Genomic DNA, 14,892 nt, shown 5'->3' on the forward strand with positions numbered 1-14,892 from the left:
TCTCTGATATTTAGGTAAGAAGTTAATTATTGTTAGCGTCATTTTTGTTGTCCGAATGTGGCTCAATAAGCCAGACGCAAATAAATGAAAGTATTGAGATAACAAACAGAAACAGTGCTACATACCACGGCTTACCGCCACCCAGAGCCAGCAAACTGGAGGCAATCAACGGGCTTAACCCGCCCAGAATGGCAGAAAACTGATAGGCAAATGACAGCCCCGTATAACGAACCCGGGTACCGAACATGCGGGTAAACAGCGTGGGCTGTACCGCAAACATCATCGTAGGCCCCAGGTTATAACCAAGGATCATGCAGCCCCAGATGATAAGAGTGTTCTTTGTGTCCAGCAGCAAGAAGAAGGGGAACGCAAACAGAATACAAAAGCCCGCCCCGAGCAGGTACATTTTTCGTTGCCCGACACGGTCAGAGATCCAGCCAATTAACGGACAACTCACAATACCAATCGCTGAAGCGATCAGCATACCGTTGAGTGGGATATCCCTTGATAACGCCAGTTGACTGGAAATATAGACAATCCCAAACGCGTTGATGATGTTCGATGAAACACTCTCTGCCAACCTGGCACCAAGCGCCAGCAGAATATTGCGCGGGTGTTTACGGAAGAGTTCAATCAGCGGAGGGGTCGATTTGGTCTGCGTTACAGCATTTTTTTGCTGTTTAAAATCCAGAGTCTCTTCGGTATGAAGTCGTATGAACATCCCCACAATTAACATGATGGAGGATAACCAAAATGGGATACGCCATCCCCAGGAAAGAAATTCCTCCTGGGTCAGGAAATGGTTACACAGTGCGAATACGCCCGTTGCCAGCATAATTCCGACTGAGGCCGCCGTTTGCGGGAGCGAACCTAAAAATCCACGCTTCGCCTCGGGAGCAGATTCAATGGTCATCAACGCCGCTCCACCATACTCGCCTCCCAAACCAAACCCCTGAACCAGACGCAAAATCATCAATATAATCGGCGCCCAGATACCAATATCCTGGTATGTTGGTATAAAACCGATTAAAAACGTTGAGGAGCCGACAATTGCTAATGTCCAAATCAGCGTTATTTTGCGGCCAACTTTATCGCCGAAATGACCAAAAACAATGCCGCCTAGTGGACGGGATAAAAAGCCCACGCCAAAGGTTGCGAAAGCGGCAATCAAACCAATAAAAGGATCACTATCAGGGAAAAACAGGGGAGCAAAGACCAGTCCTGCCGCCGTTCCGAAAATAAAAAAGTCGTACCATTCCATCAACGCTCCAGCAAAACTCCCCATGACAACACGCCTCATGGCTTTGCCGGATAGTTCTTTCCCTGGTGTATGTTCTTTTTCAGCCATAATTTTCCTCTCCGGGTCGGCGAGAAATCTGCTCAACAGAATCACTTAAAGACGGAGGATTTTTATGAGAAAGCGCGCCTACACATGCGACGCGCTTGCTTGTTATTTCTCCAGCTCAGCCAGCACCTCAGCATCTTCAGCATCAACATTTGCACCAAGTGGTTCCCACTTAATCAATACACATGTCAGAAAGCCGAGGAAAGGAACAATTGCCAGCCAATAGAATGCTTCTGTCTTTAATGCCCCCCACAACATAGGCCAGAAGATCAACCCAGCTATCGCCCCCGTACGCATAATGGCACGCGCGAATCCTACACCGGTCGGACGAATGGTTGGCGGATAAGAAAGCGTGGCGATGGTCATTCCCAGACCACCAGGGCCAGCAGAGTGGAAGAAAATAATTGCGCCCAACAACCCTAAAGAAAGCCATGGATTTGTGGTTGCCAGCGTTCCTAATGCCAGCAACGCTACCGTCACGACAGCGAATCCATACATTGACTGAAGACGTGTCCCCAGCCGCTGGAGAATAAGTGAGCCGATCAATCCCCCGGTAATTCCACATAACGCATTCACAACTGCGGAACCGCTAAGCGCGCCGGTTAATCCTCCACTCAGTATTCCCGCCAGAGTCAACGGTAAATAAACACCCACAGCGTTATATTGCCAAGCCTGCATTGTCGCCACGACGCAACCGAGGATGGTACGTTTGCGGTAACGTGAATTAAATAAGATGCCATATCCACCGTGAAACTTACTTTCTGTTTTTTCGGAGGAAATATCATTGTTTTTTGACGTGGCAGCAACGCGAGCATGGACACCATAACGTTTTGCCAGAATACCGCAGGCTTCATCATAACGTCCGACTCGCGCGGCCCACATTGCAGACTCACCAATAAAGAAGTAACGCAGGATCATGATAATGACGGCAAAAATAGCGCCAATGAAAATCCCATAGCGCCACAATTGCTCTTCAGCAATACCCGACAGCAGCAGCGGGAGCAGCACAAGATAGACAACTGTAGTTGAGACATACCAGGCCATTTGCCAGAGGTTAACTGACGAACCAGTCTTCCTGGAGGTTGAACCTCGTAGTTCCGCAACTGCGTTTGTTGCCAGAGGGAAATCAATGCCCAGGCCAAATCCCATAATCACACGGCACACTAGCACCCACCATATATTGGGGGCTATCGCGACAGCTGCTGCACCAATCGTGCACAACCCCATCCCGATGATAAATGCACGCTTTTGACCAAAGCGGTTAATCACACGGTTCGCCAACAACCCACCAATCAGGGCTGCAACTAAAACAGATGCGTTGACCGTTGCCGCAAGGCCCGGTGAAATACCAAATTGCAGTGCGATATATTTGTTACCAAACCCCACCATCGCCGCCTGATAAGCATCAATAAGAATACCGCCCAGAGCGATAAAAATGATGCCGACACTGGTGTTTACTGCTGAATGTTTATTAACAATATCAATCACGTCCTGGGGACGACCGATCGAATAAGGTGCAGGACTGGTGATGTGACTCATCGCAGTATCCTTTTTCATTGTTGTAGGGTGGCGCTACCATTAAGTAGCGCCAGACAGAGGGTTATGCCATCAAGCCTCAGCAAATTGCAGCATGACTTTTATCGAGTCATTTTGCTGCGCACGTTCAAACGCCTTCGCCGCATCTTCAATCGGGAATAGATCGGTCACCAGTTCGCTGGTATCAAACCGCCCATCCGCAAGCCACTCGATTACCGCATCAAAGTCTTCCGGGATATACATGCCAGAATTCAGTAGATCACGTTCGAAACGCTGCATCATCGGGAGAGGGATTTCGCGTGGACCGCTTGGTACGCCCATACACACCACGGTTCCCCCGGCATAGACATGGGTAAAGGCATCATTCAGCGTGGCTTGCGCAGCAACAACATCGATTGCACCCGTAAAACGAGCCTGCGGATCCAGTTCCCCCGGAGCGCAAACTTCTGCCGCCCCCAGCTTTAACGACAGCGCTCGTTTGTTAGGATCAGGTTCGATGACGGTGATTTTTCCTGCCCCCATGATGCGCAGCGCCTGCACAATGGATAAACCAATGGTTCCGGCACCAATCACTAATACACTTTCCAGAGAAGCTGTCGGCATACGACTCACACAGTGACGCGCGCAGGCTGCCGGTTCAGCAAAAGCAAGCGTCTTAAGTGGCAGGGAAGCAGGGGCAACATGACAGTTTCGCGACGGAACAATATGTTGCGATCGGGCGAAGCCCGGCGCGCGGAAACCAGCTACCTGCGGAGGTTCACACAAATTAAAGCGGCCGGCTTTACAGGCTCGACACTCCATACAGGCCATAATCGGGTCGACAACAACATGGTCGCCCGGTTTAACATTCGTCACCTCACAGCCAACCTCTGTTACACGTGCCGCTATTTCATGTCCTGGCACAACCGGGGGTTTGGCAAAGGGATGCCCCCCTTTCAGTACATGCAGATCAGAGCCGCAAATTCCGTAGAAAACAGGGGCAATGCGGACTTCCATCGGTTTAAGTTCCTGGTGCGGCAGCTCAACATATTGAGTCGTCACTGTCCCAATATCAGAAAATAGAACTTGGGTAATCTTATCCATGGTTCTGCTCCAGATTCGTTAAAAATCGGTGATTAACGCTGAGAAATACCTTCATCCACAATTTCTGCCAGACGTTGTAAACGTGGAACGGACACATCACGCAGCATAGTTTGCGGATCCTGAGCGCCAACAACCGACGCCCATACAGCACGCCCTGCCAGGAATCCCGAAGCACCACCCTTCATGGCGATGCGAACTGCGCGGCCAAAGATATCCGCATCAACGCCCGAGGAGAGAATGACCCATGGCATTTTCATTTGATCATGTAACTTTTGACATGCAGCAAGCAGGGTCTGTTCATCACCTTTGCCGCCTAATGGCATTTCCGCTTTATAGAGGTCGGCATCAGTGCAGCCAAGCTCCGCCGCAGCAGCAACAATGGCACTTTCCTTGTCAAATACCCAACCGCGACGTGGGGGACGGACGACCGGCTCAATGATGCTAACCAGCCCGGCACTACGGCATCGTTGAACAAACTCCTCCACCATGGCCAGACGTGCTTCCGCTGGTTCATCTTCGCGCCATAGCACCAACAGCTTCATCGCTTTTGCCCCCATCTCACGGGCTTTATGAGGGTCAATTGCCCTGTCGATTTCTACACTATCTACCGGGATACCATTGCCCGGGACAAAATGGTCAGCCGCCACAATCAGGCCGCATGAATCCGCTACTGCGCCCTGTGAGACAATCTGCTCGAGGCAAAATTGTTTATCGGCCAGAACCGCAGAGGCATAAGGAGACAGAATTTGGGTCGCAGCGACTTTAAAATCAGTTAATACGCTGTCAGCAACTGGTTTAGGATGCCCTGAAGCAGCAAACATCAGGCGCATAGCTTCACGCTGATCGACAGCCAGCATGGCAAATCCTCCACCAGGGCGAGAAATATCTTTCAGCGTGTATGAGGTATTGTGGGAAGACATAGTAACTCCTGTGAATGTTTAAAATTTAAAGTGAATCTGGTCGACCAGCCTGCTGACGAACCTGAGATAACAGAGCGCTCCAGTCCTGACGGCCTCTACCATTCTCACTGGCGCTGGTGTAATACGTTTCAGCAGCAATCCCCATATTGAGTGGTGCACCGGTCTGGCTGGCGACATCGACAGCAATACGTAGATCTTTCAACGCCAGGTCCACCATAAATGCCGGGGAAAGATCCCCTTTCAGCACTTTGCTAGGCCAGGTTGTCGTAAAGTGCCCCTTACCTGCGGCCGTACCGCTCATGACCTTGATTGCTACATCCAGACTCAGACCCAATGATTCGCAAAGCACTGCTGCTTCCGCTGACAAGGCATTTAGCGCGATACTCATGTAATTGTTGATAAGCTTTACGCGGATCCCCATACCAGGCCCCCCGGCTTCTACCAACTCATTTCCCATGCACATCAAAACTGGACGAGCGCGTTCAACCTGTTCAGGTGTACCGCCCGCGAGGATCAGCAGCGTACCGTCGATAGCGTTAACGGACGTTCTGCCTACCGGAGCATCCATCATGCTGATGCCTTTCTCTTGCATTTCAGTAATCAACGCATCAGTCTGCAATGGATGAATGGTGGACATATCAATAACCAGCGCATCATGAGACAGACCTTCACTCACCCCATCTTTGCCCAGTAGCACTTGCCGAACGATGTCGCCATTTGGCAGCATAGTGATAATGAATTCGGCACCTTTAGCAGCTTCGGCGGGAGTTTGGGCAGCAATTGCACCTTTTTGTACTAACTCATTAACGGCCTGTTGGTTTACGTCGAACACGCGTAAGGCATGTCCCTTTTGCAACAGATTGTTAGCCATTGGGCTGCCCATCTGACCCAATCCCAAAAATGCAACGGTAATCATGAACGGTCTCCTGTCTTAGGTTGACAAAATAATTACAAACAAAAACTCATTTCCGTCTGTTTTTGAGCATATTTGTAATTTATGACGAAAAACAAGACATGCGTCACTAATTTGATCATTTATGTCATTAAAATGAACAAAAGAAGACAGGATCACACAGGACTAAACAAATATGACCAGAATCGCATGTGTTGGAATTACCGTTCAGGACCGTATTTACTCGTTAAACACGCTGCCTGACGGCGGTGGGAAATATCAGTCAAATCAATATCTGGAGACAGGTGGCGGCCCGGCAGCAACAGCGGCCGTCGCTATTGCCCGGCTCGGCGTTGACGTCGATTTTATCGGTCGGGTGGGTGATGACAGTTGTGGGAATACCTTGCTTAACGAACTTCAGGGCTGGGGGGTTAATACACAATTCTGTCGTCAGTACCCAAATTCCCGTTCATCTCAATCCGCAATATTGGTTGATCAACACGGCGAACGCATCATCGTGAACTATCCAAGCCCGGATCTCGATACAGATGCAAAGTGGCTAGAATCGATTGATTTTACTCGCTATGACATCGTTCTTGCAGATGTGCGTTGGCATGAAGGGACATTAAAATCCTTCGCACTGGCACGTGCAGCTGGTGTACAGACGCTACTGGATGCAGATATGACACCGCAAGATATAACCCCATTGGTGGCACTTGCCGACCACGCGGTTTTTTCGGCTCCAGGACTTAAGCGAATGACTGGGCAGGATAATACACAACATGCTCTAAAACTGGCTGCCGGGCGAACTGATGGTAAAGTGTACGTTACGCTTGGTGGCGAGGGGTCGCAATGGATTGAAAATGAACATATGTATCAACAGGCTGCATTTTCAGTCAATGTGGTAGATACAACCGGAGCAGGCGATGTTTTCCACGGTGCAATGGCGGTTGCTCTTGCAGAGAAAATGCCCACCGAACAAGCGATCAGCTTCGCAAGTGCGGTGGCCGCGATGAAATGTACTCAGGCTGGCGGACGAGCCGGAATTCCTAATCGTGCGCAAACCGAATCATTTTTGTCACTTTATGCGTAAAATAACCAGCAATTACGGGGAAGAAGTCCAGGAGTATTCATGAGCATCATTGAAGTCACCGGTAATCCGCGACACGATCAGCTTGTTCATTACATTACAGAACGCGGCTATATGAATATCGAAGAGCTGGCGCAGTTGCTGGATGTTTCCACGCAAACTGTGCGCCGGGATATTCGTAAGTTGAGCGAACAGGGCCTGATCACCCGACATCATGGTGGAGCCGGACGAGTATCCAGCGTCATGAATACCGCCTTTGAACAGCGGGAGTTGTCTCTTACTCAGGAAAAAGAAGCGATCGCGGAGGCGGTTGCTGACTATCTTCCTGAGCGTTGTACGGTTTTTATTACCATCGGAACAACGGTAGAGGCCGTCGCGCGGGCTTTGTTAAATCGCCGGGACTTACGCATCATTACTAATAGCCTTCGTGTTGCGCAGATCCTGTATAAGAATCAAGATCTTGAGGTAATGGTGCCTGGCGGAACATTACGTGCTCATAATGGCGGTATTGTTGGCCCTGGCGCAGTGAACTTCATTGAAGGATTCAGAGCCGATTATTTGATTACCAGCATTGGTGCCATTGAAGAAGACGGCACGCTACTGGAATTTGATGTTAACGAAGCGCTTGTAGCTAAAACTATGATCAAACATGCACGTAATACGCTGTTGGTTGCCGATCATACTAAGTTTACCGCCTCGGCTGCTGTTTCTATTGGTAATATGCGTAAAATTCGGGCATTTTTTACCGATGCTCCACCGCCAAACTCCTTCAGGCAATTGCTTGATATAGAGAATATTGAACTGGTTGTTGCTGATCAGGTGACCTCCTGATCCGTTTGATAAAAAAGCCGCTGATAATCAGCGGCTTTTTCGTATTCTTCGATATCGAAGCCTGTTACGCCTCTGCAGTTTCCAGCATTTTCTTGCGTTGGCTAATCCGTTTAACCAGCATCACGGAGACAATCGCACCGCAGAAGGCAAAGCACGCCATAATGCCAAACACGATTTTGTAGCCGATAAGACCCGGGTTTAAATCCAAAATATATCCGTACAGACTGAAGCAGAACATCGCCGGGGCGTAACCGATAAAGCTGCCCAGCGCCATTGCAGCGCCCGTCTGGTTCTCGGCAATTTTAGCTTCACCAATCGGGGCAAAGAAAACAGCGCGCTGCGTAAAGACGATCGCACCGAAGCCCAGTGTACACACCATGCCTAAATAAACCGGCATACTTTCATGCGGCAGAATCATCAGCAACACCAGAGCTACCGTGCTGATCATGAACGTATAGCATAAGTATTTACTGGGTGATTTCAGGATCTTATCCGAGATCATCCCGCCAATCGGGCCACCGACCATTTTCAGACAGTACTGGTTAATAATCCCATAAGCCCCCACCAGCGCGACCGGCAGCATATAGATGTTTTTCAGGAACGGGATGAAGAATGTTAATCCACAATAGACGGCATACACAAAGAAGACGTTGAAGGCGATTAGCCAAATGGTTTTATCCTTCAATACCGATGTCATGCTGGGATTTTTCGGCGCATCTTCTGCATCCTGCACTTTTGCCACAGGCGCATCTTCTTTATCATTCAGCACAAAGAAGATAATGATCCCCACGATAATCACGATGGCAGAGTAGAACCAGATACCGGCTTTGAATCCCAGCAATCCGCTACCGAACCAGGTAAAGACGGCCAGCGCGGAAAATGCGACAACCGTATCAACAATACCGCGGCCCGTTTCGAAGAAACCAAACAATCGACCCTGTTGTTCACTATTCCCCAGACGGCTAACAGATTTTAATAGTACTGGCCAGTTCATCATGTCACAGGTGACGCCAAACAGCGCCCAGACAAAGAGGATCCCCCAATAGCCAGGCATAGAGGTCAAATAGACCCCCAGCAATCCTGTGGCAATAAGAGAAAAAGACATGGTGTATTTACGTGGCAATTTATCTGCAAAATAAATAGATAAGAAAAAGCCCACGGTAGTCACAAATGAGTTCACTGACATTGCATTACCAATTTGACCATTGGTCAAATGGAAGTATTCTTGCATCGGAATATAGAACGCATCTTTCAGTGAAGGTAATTTGTAGATTGTACCGCCGCACAGCGTTAACAGGCTAAAAAGTGCCCATTTCTTTTTTGTGAGCATAGCATCCCCTAAATGATTATTTAAATCATTTGTTTTGAAAATAACAATATGACCATTCCCCTGGAATGGTTTAAGCAACCTAAAAAGAAACGAAGATTTTTTAATTAGTTAGAATATCATGTGCCTCATTTTTAATTTGTTGTAGCACGCTACGCACAAATTTTAATTGTTGAATAGCATCGTTTTTTTCTTTAATTAGACGTTCTTCCAGAAGATCAGCTGCTGGCAACGGTGTTTCACTCATTTGGCGCCATGGGATCCAGGGATTATCGCCTTCATTTTCAAAACGAAACGCTGGAGCATAATAATCAACTTCCTCTTCCAGTCCGTAAGCCATTACCTGTGGCTCATCATCACCTAAACAGATCAGTTTGGTCAGTAGCGCCTTAAATGGCATATCTCCCTGGCCCGATGTACAGGCTTTGTGGCCCAGCCCCGCTTTTTCATTAATGATTAACGCATCTTTAATATGCACCTGAGTAATGTGCGGTGACATCGTATCTAGCGCTGTTAACGGATGTTCATTCGCATTGATCATATTTGCGAAATCAAAGAGTAAAGAGAGTGACTCCATATCGCTGTTCTGAATTAATGACACTAATTCATGGCTCTTCAAGTCTTCATGCTGTTCTAACGTAAATGTCAGTCCGCTATCCTGATATCTTTCACGCAAATATTTTATATCTTGAGTTATTGTTGCAAGAACATCCTGAAGATTTCCTTCGTAGCGTGGATAAAATCTTACGGAAGAGGCACCTGTTTTTAAGGCAATAGAGACGGCCTGGTCAATGGCCTTTTTATCAGAGGAGCTGGTTTCAATATGAATATCCAGCTGCAACTTACGCGCTTTATCACCAAATACTGACAGCTCATTGTCATTCATATTTTCCAGAGAATAACGCTCACCATCAAGAACGTGAATTTTCACGCCACGCAGATTATTTTCATTAGCAATATCTAATAAATCATTCGGTAATATTCGCTCAAGACGCATATTTAAATGATAAGCATACGCGTGTAGATATAGAGGAAGGTTATCTACACGAGCCAGGATTTTATGTGCATTATCTTTAGTGACCATAAACGTACCTACAAGTTAATGAAGAGATCAACTGCTTCAAATCGCCAATACTCAATATCTATTTGCACGATGTTGCCATCGCTGTCGGCCCGATGTTTTTCAATAAGAATGGCAGGCATTCCAGCAGAGCCGCCAATAAATTTACTAATATCACCGGCCATTCTGACAGGTTTAAAAACCAGTTTTTTGATTACCGTTTCTTTTTTATATTCGTTTTCCCACACTGAAGAAAATGACTGACTTTCAAGCTGTTCAATAAAACCCGGAGCAACCTTGGGATTAATATACGTTTCGTGATAGAAAACCTTATGCCCTTCCAGTGCTCCCCAACCCGTTATCCGATACAGTTCATCAGACGGCGTAGCAGCTACCAGCGGAGCGGTAGCTTCAGGATAGTGAGATACCCGGCTTTTCTCGATAAATCCCCAAGAAGGCTCTCTGCCCTGCTCAAGCGCTGCGCGCTGAAAGCTTGCCGATAATTCCGGGCTGTAGTTAAAACGAGCCTGTGTGACAAACCATCCTTTGCGGTCTTTACGAAAGATTTTGGATTCAGACTCGAGGTTTAATAACGCCTGACGTAACGTCATACGCTTGATACCCAACAGCTCTCCCAGTTCTCTTTCTGAAGGGAGTTTTCCGCCCGGTGTGGTGATCCCATCTTTTAACCAACGATCTAACTTCTCTTTCGCATTTTCAACGGTCGACTGATTACTCGTCATTGTTTAATCCATTTGGTTTAAACCAGATGATTTTATCATACGCTGACGTCGAAAAAGAAAGCAAACACACGCATCGAGCTTTAGAAATAATTGTGACAAAGCTCTCTTATGGCAGGAATCTGAAGTGGAAGTGGTTAAGACGGCAGGCAGGGATTAAGCGTAACTCTCACCTGATTCCAGGAATAACAGGCAAAAAAAAACCCCACCAGTAGGCGGGGTCTTGTCACGAAAAGAGCGTTAATTACTCTTCTTTCGCGCCACGCATTGCACGGCGACGATCGTTTTCGGTCAGGTGACGTTTACGGATACGGATGGAAGTTGGAGTAACCTCTACCAGCTCGTCGTCATCGATGAATTCCAGAGCCTGCTCCAGAGTCATCTTAACCGGCGGAACCAGAACCGTTGCTTCGTCAGTACCAGACGCACGCATGTTGGTCAGTTTCTTACCGGTCAGGCAGTTTACAGTCAGGTCGTTAGAGCGGCTGTGAATACCGATGATCTGGCCTTCGTAAACTTCAGCACCGTGACCCAGGAACAGCTTACCGCGATCCTGCAGGCTGAACAGTGCGAACGCAACTGCTTTACCCTGACCGTTGGAGATCAGTACGCCGTTCTGACGCTGTCCAACATCACCCGCACGAACATCGTCGTAATGGCTAAAGGTGGAGTACAGCAGGCCAGTACCAGAGGTCATGGTCATGAATTCTGAACGGAAACCGATCAGACCACGGCTTGGGATCACGTAGTCAAGGCGTACGCGGCCCTTACCATCTGGATTCATGTTTTTCAGGTCGCCTTTACGCTCACCCAGAGCCTGCATCACAGAACCCTGGTGCTGCTCTTCAACGTCCAGCGTGACGTTTTCGAACGGCTCTTGTTTACGGCCGTCGATTTCGCGGAAGATAACTTTCGGACGGGAAACCGCCATTTCGAAACCTTCACGACGCATGTTCTCGATCAGAACTGACAGGTGCAGCTCACCACGACCGGATACACGGAATGCATCCGCATCTTCGGTTTCTTCAACACGCAGTGCCACGTTGTGCACCAGCTCTTTGTTCAGGCGGTCAAGGATCTGACGAGAGGTAACATATTTACCTTCTTTGCCACAGAACGGAGAGGTGTTTACGCAGAAGAACATGGTTACGGTCGGCTCATCAACAGACAGTGCCGGCAGCGCTTCGACATTTTGCGGGTCGCAAATAGTGTCAGAGATGTTCAGCTCGCCCAGACCGGTGATCGCGATGATATCGCCCGCTTCAGCAATGTCACTCTCAATACGTTCCAGACCCAGATGGGTCAGGACCTTACCGACTTTACCGTTACGAGTTTTGCCTTCGCTATCAATGATAGTGATCTGCTGGTTCGGTTTAACTTTACCGCGTTTGATACGACCGATGCCGATAACACCAACATAGTTGTTGTAATCAAGCTGAGAGATCTGCATCTGCAGCGGGCCATCAAGGTCAACGTTCGGTGCTGGTACACGATCGATGATGGTCTGATACAGCGGAGTCATATCTTCAGCCATATCTTCGTGATCCAGACCCGCGATACCGTTCAGCGCAGAAGCGTAAACGATAGGGAAGTCCAGCTGTTCGTCGGTAGCATCAAGGTTAACGAACAGGTCAAATACCTGATCAACAACCCAGTCAGGACGCGCGCCCGGACGGTCAACTTTGTTGATAACAACGATTGGTTTCAGGCCATGGGCAAAGGCTTTTTTGGTCACGAAGCGCGTCTGCGGCATCGGACCATCCATTGCATCAACGACCAGCAGTACGGAGTCTACCATGGACATTACACGTTCAACTTCACCACCGAAGTCGGCGTGCCCAGGGGTATCAACGATGTTGATACGGTAGTCATTCCATTTGATAGCGGTGTTTTTAGCGAGGATGGTAATCCCACGCTCTTTCTCCAAATCGTTGGAGTCCATCACGCGCTCTTGGGTTTCAGCACGTGCATCGAACGTACCGGATTGTTGGAGCAGCTTGTCTACCAGGGTGGTTTTACCATGGTCTACGTGCGCGATGATGGCGATGTTACGCAAATTTTCGATCACAACTTTGCCTCAGGCATTTTAGAAATAGCGCGTTATTGTACACGGATTAATCGCAGTACAAAACAGGATCACAAACATCCTCCGCAAACAAGTATTGCAGAGTTTCTTTGTGATCACATTCACGGAGCGTTAAAAGGGGTATTTTGATGTCCATTGCACCAATATGGTGCTTAATGTTCACATTAAAGCACTATAATGGTGCAATACAACATTCATGGTGCAGCCCCTTTGCACGATGGTGCGCATGATAACGCCTTTTAGGGGCAATTTAAAAGTTGGCACAGATTTCGCTTTATATTTTTTACGGCGACACGGCCAATTTTTTGCAGAATTGTAGACTTCGTTACCACGACGACAATGACCAATCCGGGAGAGTAAGTATGTCCGCTGAACACGTTTTGACGATGCTGAATGAACACGAAGTGAAGTTTGTTGATTTACGCTTCACCGATACTAAAGGTAAAGAACAGCACGTCACTATTCCTGCTCATCAGGTAAATGCCGAATTCTTTGAAGAAGGCAAAATGTTTGACGGCTCCTCAATCGGTGGCTGGAAAGGCATTAACGAATCAGACATGGTTCTGATGCCAGATGCTTCTACTGCTCTCATTGACCCGTTCTTTGAAGAGTCTACTCTGATCATCCGTTGCGATATCCTGGAACCAGGTACGCTGCAGGGTTATGACCGCGACCCGCGTTCTATTGCTAAACGTGCTGAAGAATACCTGCGCGCTACCGGCATCGCAGACACCGTTCTGTTCGGGCCAGAGCCAGAATTCTTCCTGTTTGATGACATCCGTTTCGGCGCATCCATCTCCGGTTCCCACGTCGCTATCGATGACATCGAAGGTGCCTGGAACTCCTCCACCAAATATGAAGGTGGTAACAAAGGTCACCGTCCTGGCGTGAAAGGCGGTTATTTCCCGGTTCCTCCGGTTGATTCCTCCCAGGACATCCGTTCTACCATGTGTCTGATCATGGAAGAAATGGGCCTGGTTGTTGAAGCGCATCACCACGAAGTGGCGACTGCGGGTCAGAACGAAATTGCTACCCGCTTTAACACCATGACCAAAAAAGCGGACGAAATTCAGATCTACAAATATGTGGTTCACAACGTTGCACACCGTTTCGGTAAAACAGCGACCTTTATGCCAAAACCAATGTTTGGCGATAACGGTTCCGGTATGCACTGCCACATGTCCCTGTCCAAGAACGGCGTAAACCTGTTCTCTGGCGACAAATATGCTGGTCTGTCTGAGCAGGCGCTGTTCTACATCGGTGGTGTTATCAAACACGCGAAAGCAATTAACGCCCTGGCAAACCCGACCACCAACTCCTACAAGCGTCTGGTCCCGGGTTACGAAGCACCGGTAATGCTGGCTTACTCTGCCCGTAACCGTTCTGCATCTATCCGTATTCCGGTAGTCGCCTCTCCGAAAGCACGTCGTATCGAAGTGCGTTTCCCGGACCCAGCGGCTAACCCGTACCTGTGCTTCGCCGCGCTGCTGATGGCTGGCCTTGACGGTATCAAGAACAAAATCCATCCTGGCGAAGCCATGGATAAAAACCTGTATGACCTGCCGCCAGAAGAAGCGAAAGAGATCCCACAGGTTGCTGGCTCTCTGGAAGAAGCACTGAAAGAACTGGATCTTGACCGCGAGTTCCTGACTGCAGGTGGCGTATTCACCAATGAAGCGATTGACGCGTACATTGCACTGCGTCGCGAAGAAGATGACCGCGTACGCATGACGCCGCACCCGGTAGAGTTCGAGCTGTACTACAGCGTTTAACCGTATTTTAATAATCCGACGAATTTCACGTTGCGGCAAAGCGGCAACTGAGCAAATCCCCAGGAGCATAGATAGCTATGTGAGTGGGGTGAGCGAAGGTAGCTAACGCAGCAGCGACGTGGAAGACGCCAGGAGTTTTTTAGTTGCCGTGGAACTTTTAGCCCATCACACGATGGGCTTTTTTCTCCACCAACAACCTGATCCTTCGCG

Annotated in this window: 12 protein-coding genes; 3 read left to right on the forward strand and 9 right to left on the reverse strand. The window is 48.5% G+C overall.

The genetic code is table 11. The features are described 5' to 3' along the window. Positions 1-22: 22 nt before the first annotated feature. The 5 genes from OGY01_RS17880 to yihU all read right to left on the reverse strand — a co-directional run bounded on the left by OGY01_RS17880 (position 23) and on the right by yihU (position 5,800). The gene (locus OGY01_RS17880) at positions 23-1,348 is read right to left on the reverse strand and encodes an MFS transporter (protein ID WP_048223340.1); all 1,326 of its coding nucleotides are present in this window, start codon (positions 1,346-1,348) and stop codon (positions 23-25) included. 102 nt (positions 1,349-1,450) lie between these two features. Then, positions 1,451-2,884 (reverse strand): MFS transporter, encoded by a 1,434-nt coding sequence (locus tag OGY01_RS17885; RefSeq protein WP_045449214.1) that lies wholly within the window; start codon positions 2,882-2,884, stop codon positions 1,451-1,453. A 69-nt stretch (positions 2,885-2,953) separates the two neighbouring features. Further along, on the reverse strand, positions 2,954-3,964 hold the full coding sequence (locus OGY01_RS17890; protein WP_045449212.1) for a zinc-dependent alcohol dehydrogenase: 1,011 nt from the start codon (positions 3,962-3,964) through the stop codon (positions 2,954-2,956). A 32-nt stretch (positions 3,965-3,996) separates the two neighbouring features. Beyond that, a complete protein-coding gene (locus tag OGY01_RS17895) occupies positions 3,997-4,884 on the reverse strand; it encodes an aldolase (protein ID WP_045449211.1) in 888 nt (295 codons plus the stop codon). Between the two features lie 25 nt (positions 4,885-4,909). Further along, positions 4,910-5,800, reverse strand: coding sequence for a sulfolactaldehyde 3-reductase (gene yihU / locus OGY01_RS17900; protein ID WP_286493465.1), 891 nt, complete (start codon positions 5,798-5,800; stop codon positions 4,910-4,912). Between the two features lie 172 nt (positions 5,801-5,972). On the opposite strand from yihU, the gene OGY01_RS17905 reads away from it, so the two are divergent. Next, positions 5,973-6,869 (forward strand): sugar kinase, encoded by an 897-nt coding sequence (locus tag OGY01_RS17905; protein WP_045449207.1) that lies wholly within the window; start codon positions 5,973-5,975, stop codon positions 6,867-6,869. A 39-nt stretch (positions 6,870-6,908) separates the two neighbouring features. Then, the gene (locus OGY01_RS17910; RefSeq protein WP_045449205.1) at positions 6,909-7,697 is read left to right on the forward strand and encodes a DeoR/GlpR family DNA-binding transcription regulator; all 789 of its coding nucleotides are present in this window, start codon (positions 6,909-6,911) and stop codon (positions 7,695-7,697) included. Positions 7,698-7,761: 64 nt separating this feature from the next. On the opposite strand, the gene OGY01_RS17915 is transcribed toward OGY01_RS17910, so the two are convergent. The 4 genes from OGY01_RS17915 to typA form a co-directional block, all read right to left on the reverse strand. Next, positions 7,762-9,027 (reverse strand): MFS transporter, encoded by a 1,266-nt coding sequence (locus OGY01_RS17915; RefSeq protein ID WP_045449204.1) that lies wholly within the window; start codon positions 9,025-9,027, stop codon positions 7,762-7,764. Between the two features lie 100 nt (positions 9,028-9,127). Next, the gene (locus tag OGY01_RS17920) at positions 9,128-10,108 is read right to left on the reverse strand and encodes a sugar phosphate isomerase/epimerase family protein (protein ID WP_286493467.1); all 981 of its coding nucleotides are present in this window, start codon (positions 10,106-10,108) and stop codon (positions 9,128-9,130) included. A gap of 8 nt (positions 10,109-10,116) precedes the next feature. After that, positions 10,117-10,827, reverse strand: coding sequence for a GntR family transcriptional regulator (locus tag OGY01_RS17925; RefSeq protein ID WP_048223332.1), 711 nt, complete (start codon positions 10,825-10,827; stop codon positions 10,117-10,119). Between the two features lie 241 nt (positions 10,828-11,068). Then, on the reverse strand, positions 11,069-12,892 hold the full coding sequence (gene typA / locus OGY01_RS17930) for a ribosome-dependent GTPase TypA (RefSeq protein ID WP_045449198.1): 1,824 nt from the start codon (positions 12,890-12,892) through the stop codon (positions 11,069-11,071). Positions 12,893-13,272: 380 nt separating this feature from the next. Between typA and glnA the strand changes: the two genes are divergently transcribed. Further along, positions 13,273-14,682, forward strand: coding sequence for a glutamate--ammonia ligase (glnA, locus tag OGY01_RS17935; protein ID WP_045449196.1), 1,410 nt, complete (start codon positions 13,273-13,275; stop codon positions 14,680-14,682). Positions 14,683-14,892 lie beyond the last annotated feature (210 nt).

Origin of the sequence: Citrobacter sp. Cm038, from assembly GCF_030333105.1 — a bacterium.
GTDB lineage: Bacteria > Pseudomonadota > Gammaproteobacteria > Enterobacterales > Enterobacteriaceae > Citrobacter > Citrobacter murliniae.

Bases quoted from the DNA above. Each gene is read 5' to 3' on its own strand.
- OGY01_RS17880 (WP_048223340.1), bottom strand. From the start codon at position 1,348: ATGGCTGAAAAAGAACATACACCAGGGAAAGAACTATCCGGCAAAGCC.
- OGY01_RS17920 (WP_286493467.1), bottom strand. From the start codon at position 10,108: ATGGTCACTAAAGATAATGCACATAAAATCCTGGCTCGTGTAGATAAC.
- glnA (WP_045449196.1), top strand. From the start codon at position 13,273: ATGTCCGCTGAACACGTTTTGACGATGCTGAATGAACACGAAGTGAAG.
- OGY01_RS17885 (WP_045449214.1), bottom strand. From the start codon at position 2,884: ATGAGTCACATCACCAGTCCTGCACCTTATTCGATCGGTCGTCCCCAG.
- OGY01_RS17915 (WP_045449204.1), bottom strand. From the start codon at position 9,027: ATGCTCACAAAAAAGAAATGGGCACTTTTTAGCCTGTTAACGCTGTGC.
- OGY01_RS17905 (WP_045449207.1), top strand. From the start codon at position 5,973: ATGACCAGAATCGCATGTGTTGGAATTACCGTTCAGGACCGTATTTAC.
- OGY01_RS17895 (WP_045449211.1), bottom strand. From the start codon at position 4,884: ATGTCTTCCCACAATACCTCATACACGCTGAAAGATATTTCTCGCCCT.
- OGY01_RS17890 (WP_045449212.1), bottom strand. From the start codon at position 3,964: ATGGATAAGATTACCCAAGTTCTATTTTCTGATATTGGGACAGTGACG.
- yihU (WP_286493465.1), bottom strand. From the start codon at position 5,800: ATGATTACCGTTGCATTTTTGGGATTGGGTCAGATGGGCAGCCCAATG.
- OGY01_RS17925 (WP_048223332.1), bottom strand. From the start codon at position 10,827: ATGACGAGTAATCAGTCGACCGTTGAAAATGCGAAAGAGAAGTTAGAT.
- OGY01_RS17910 (WP_045449205.1), top strand. From the start codon at position 6,909: ATGAGCATCATTGAAGTCACCGGTAATCCGCGACACGATCAGCTTGTT.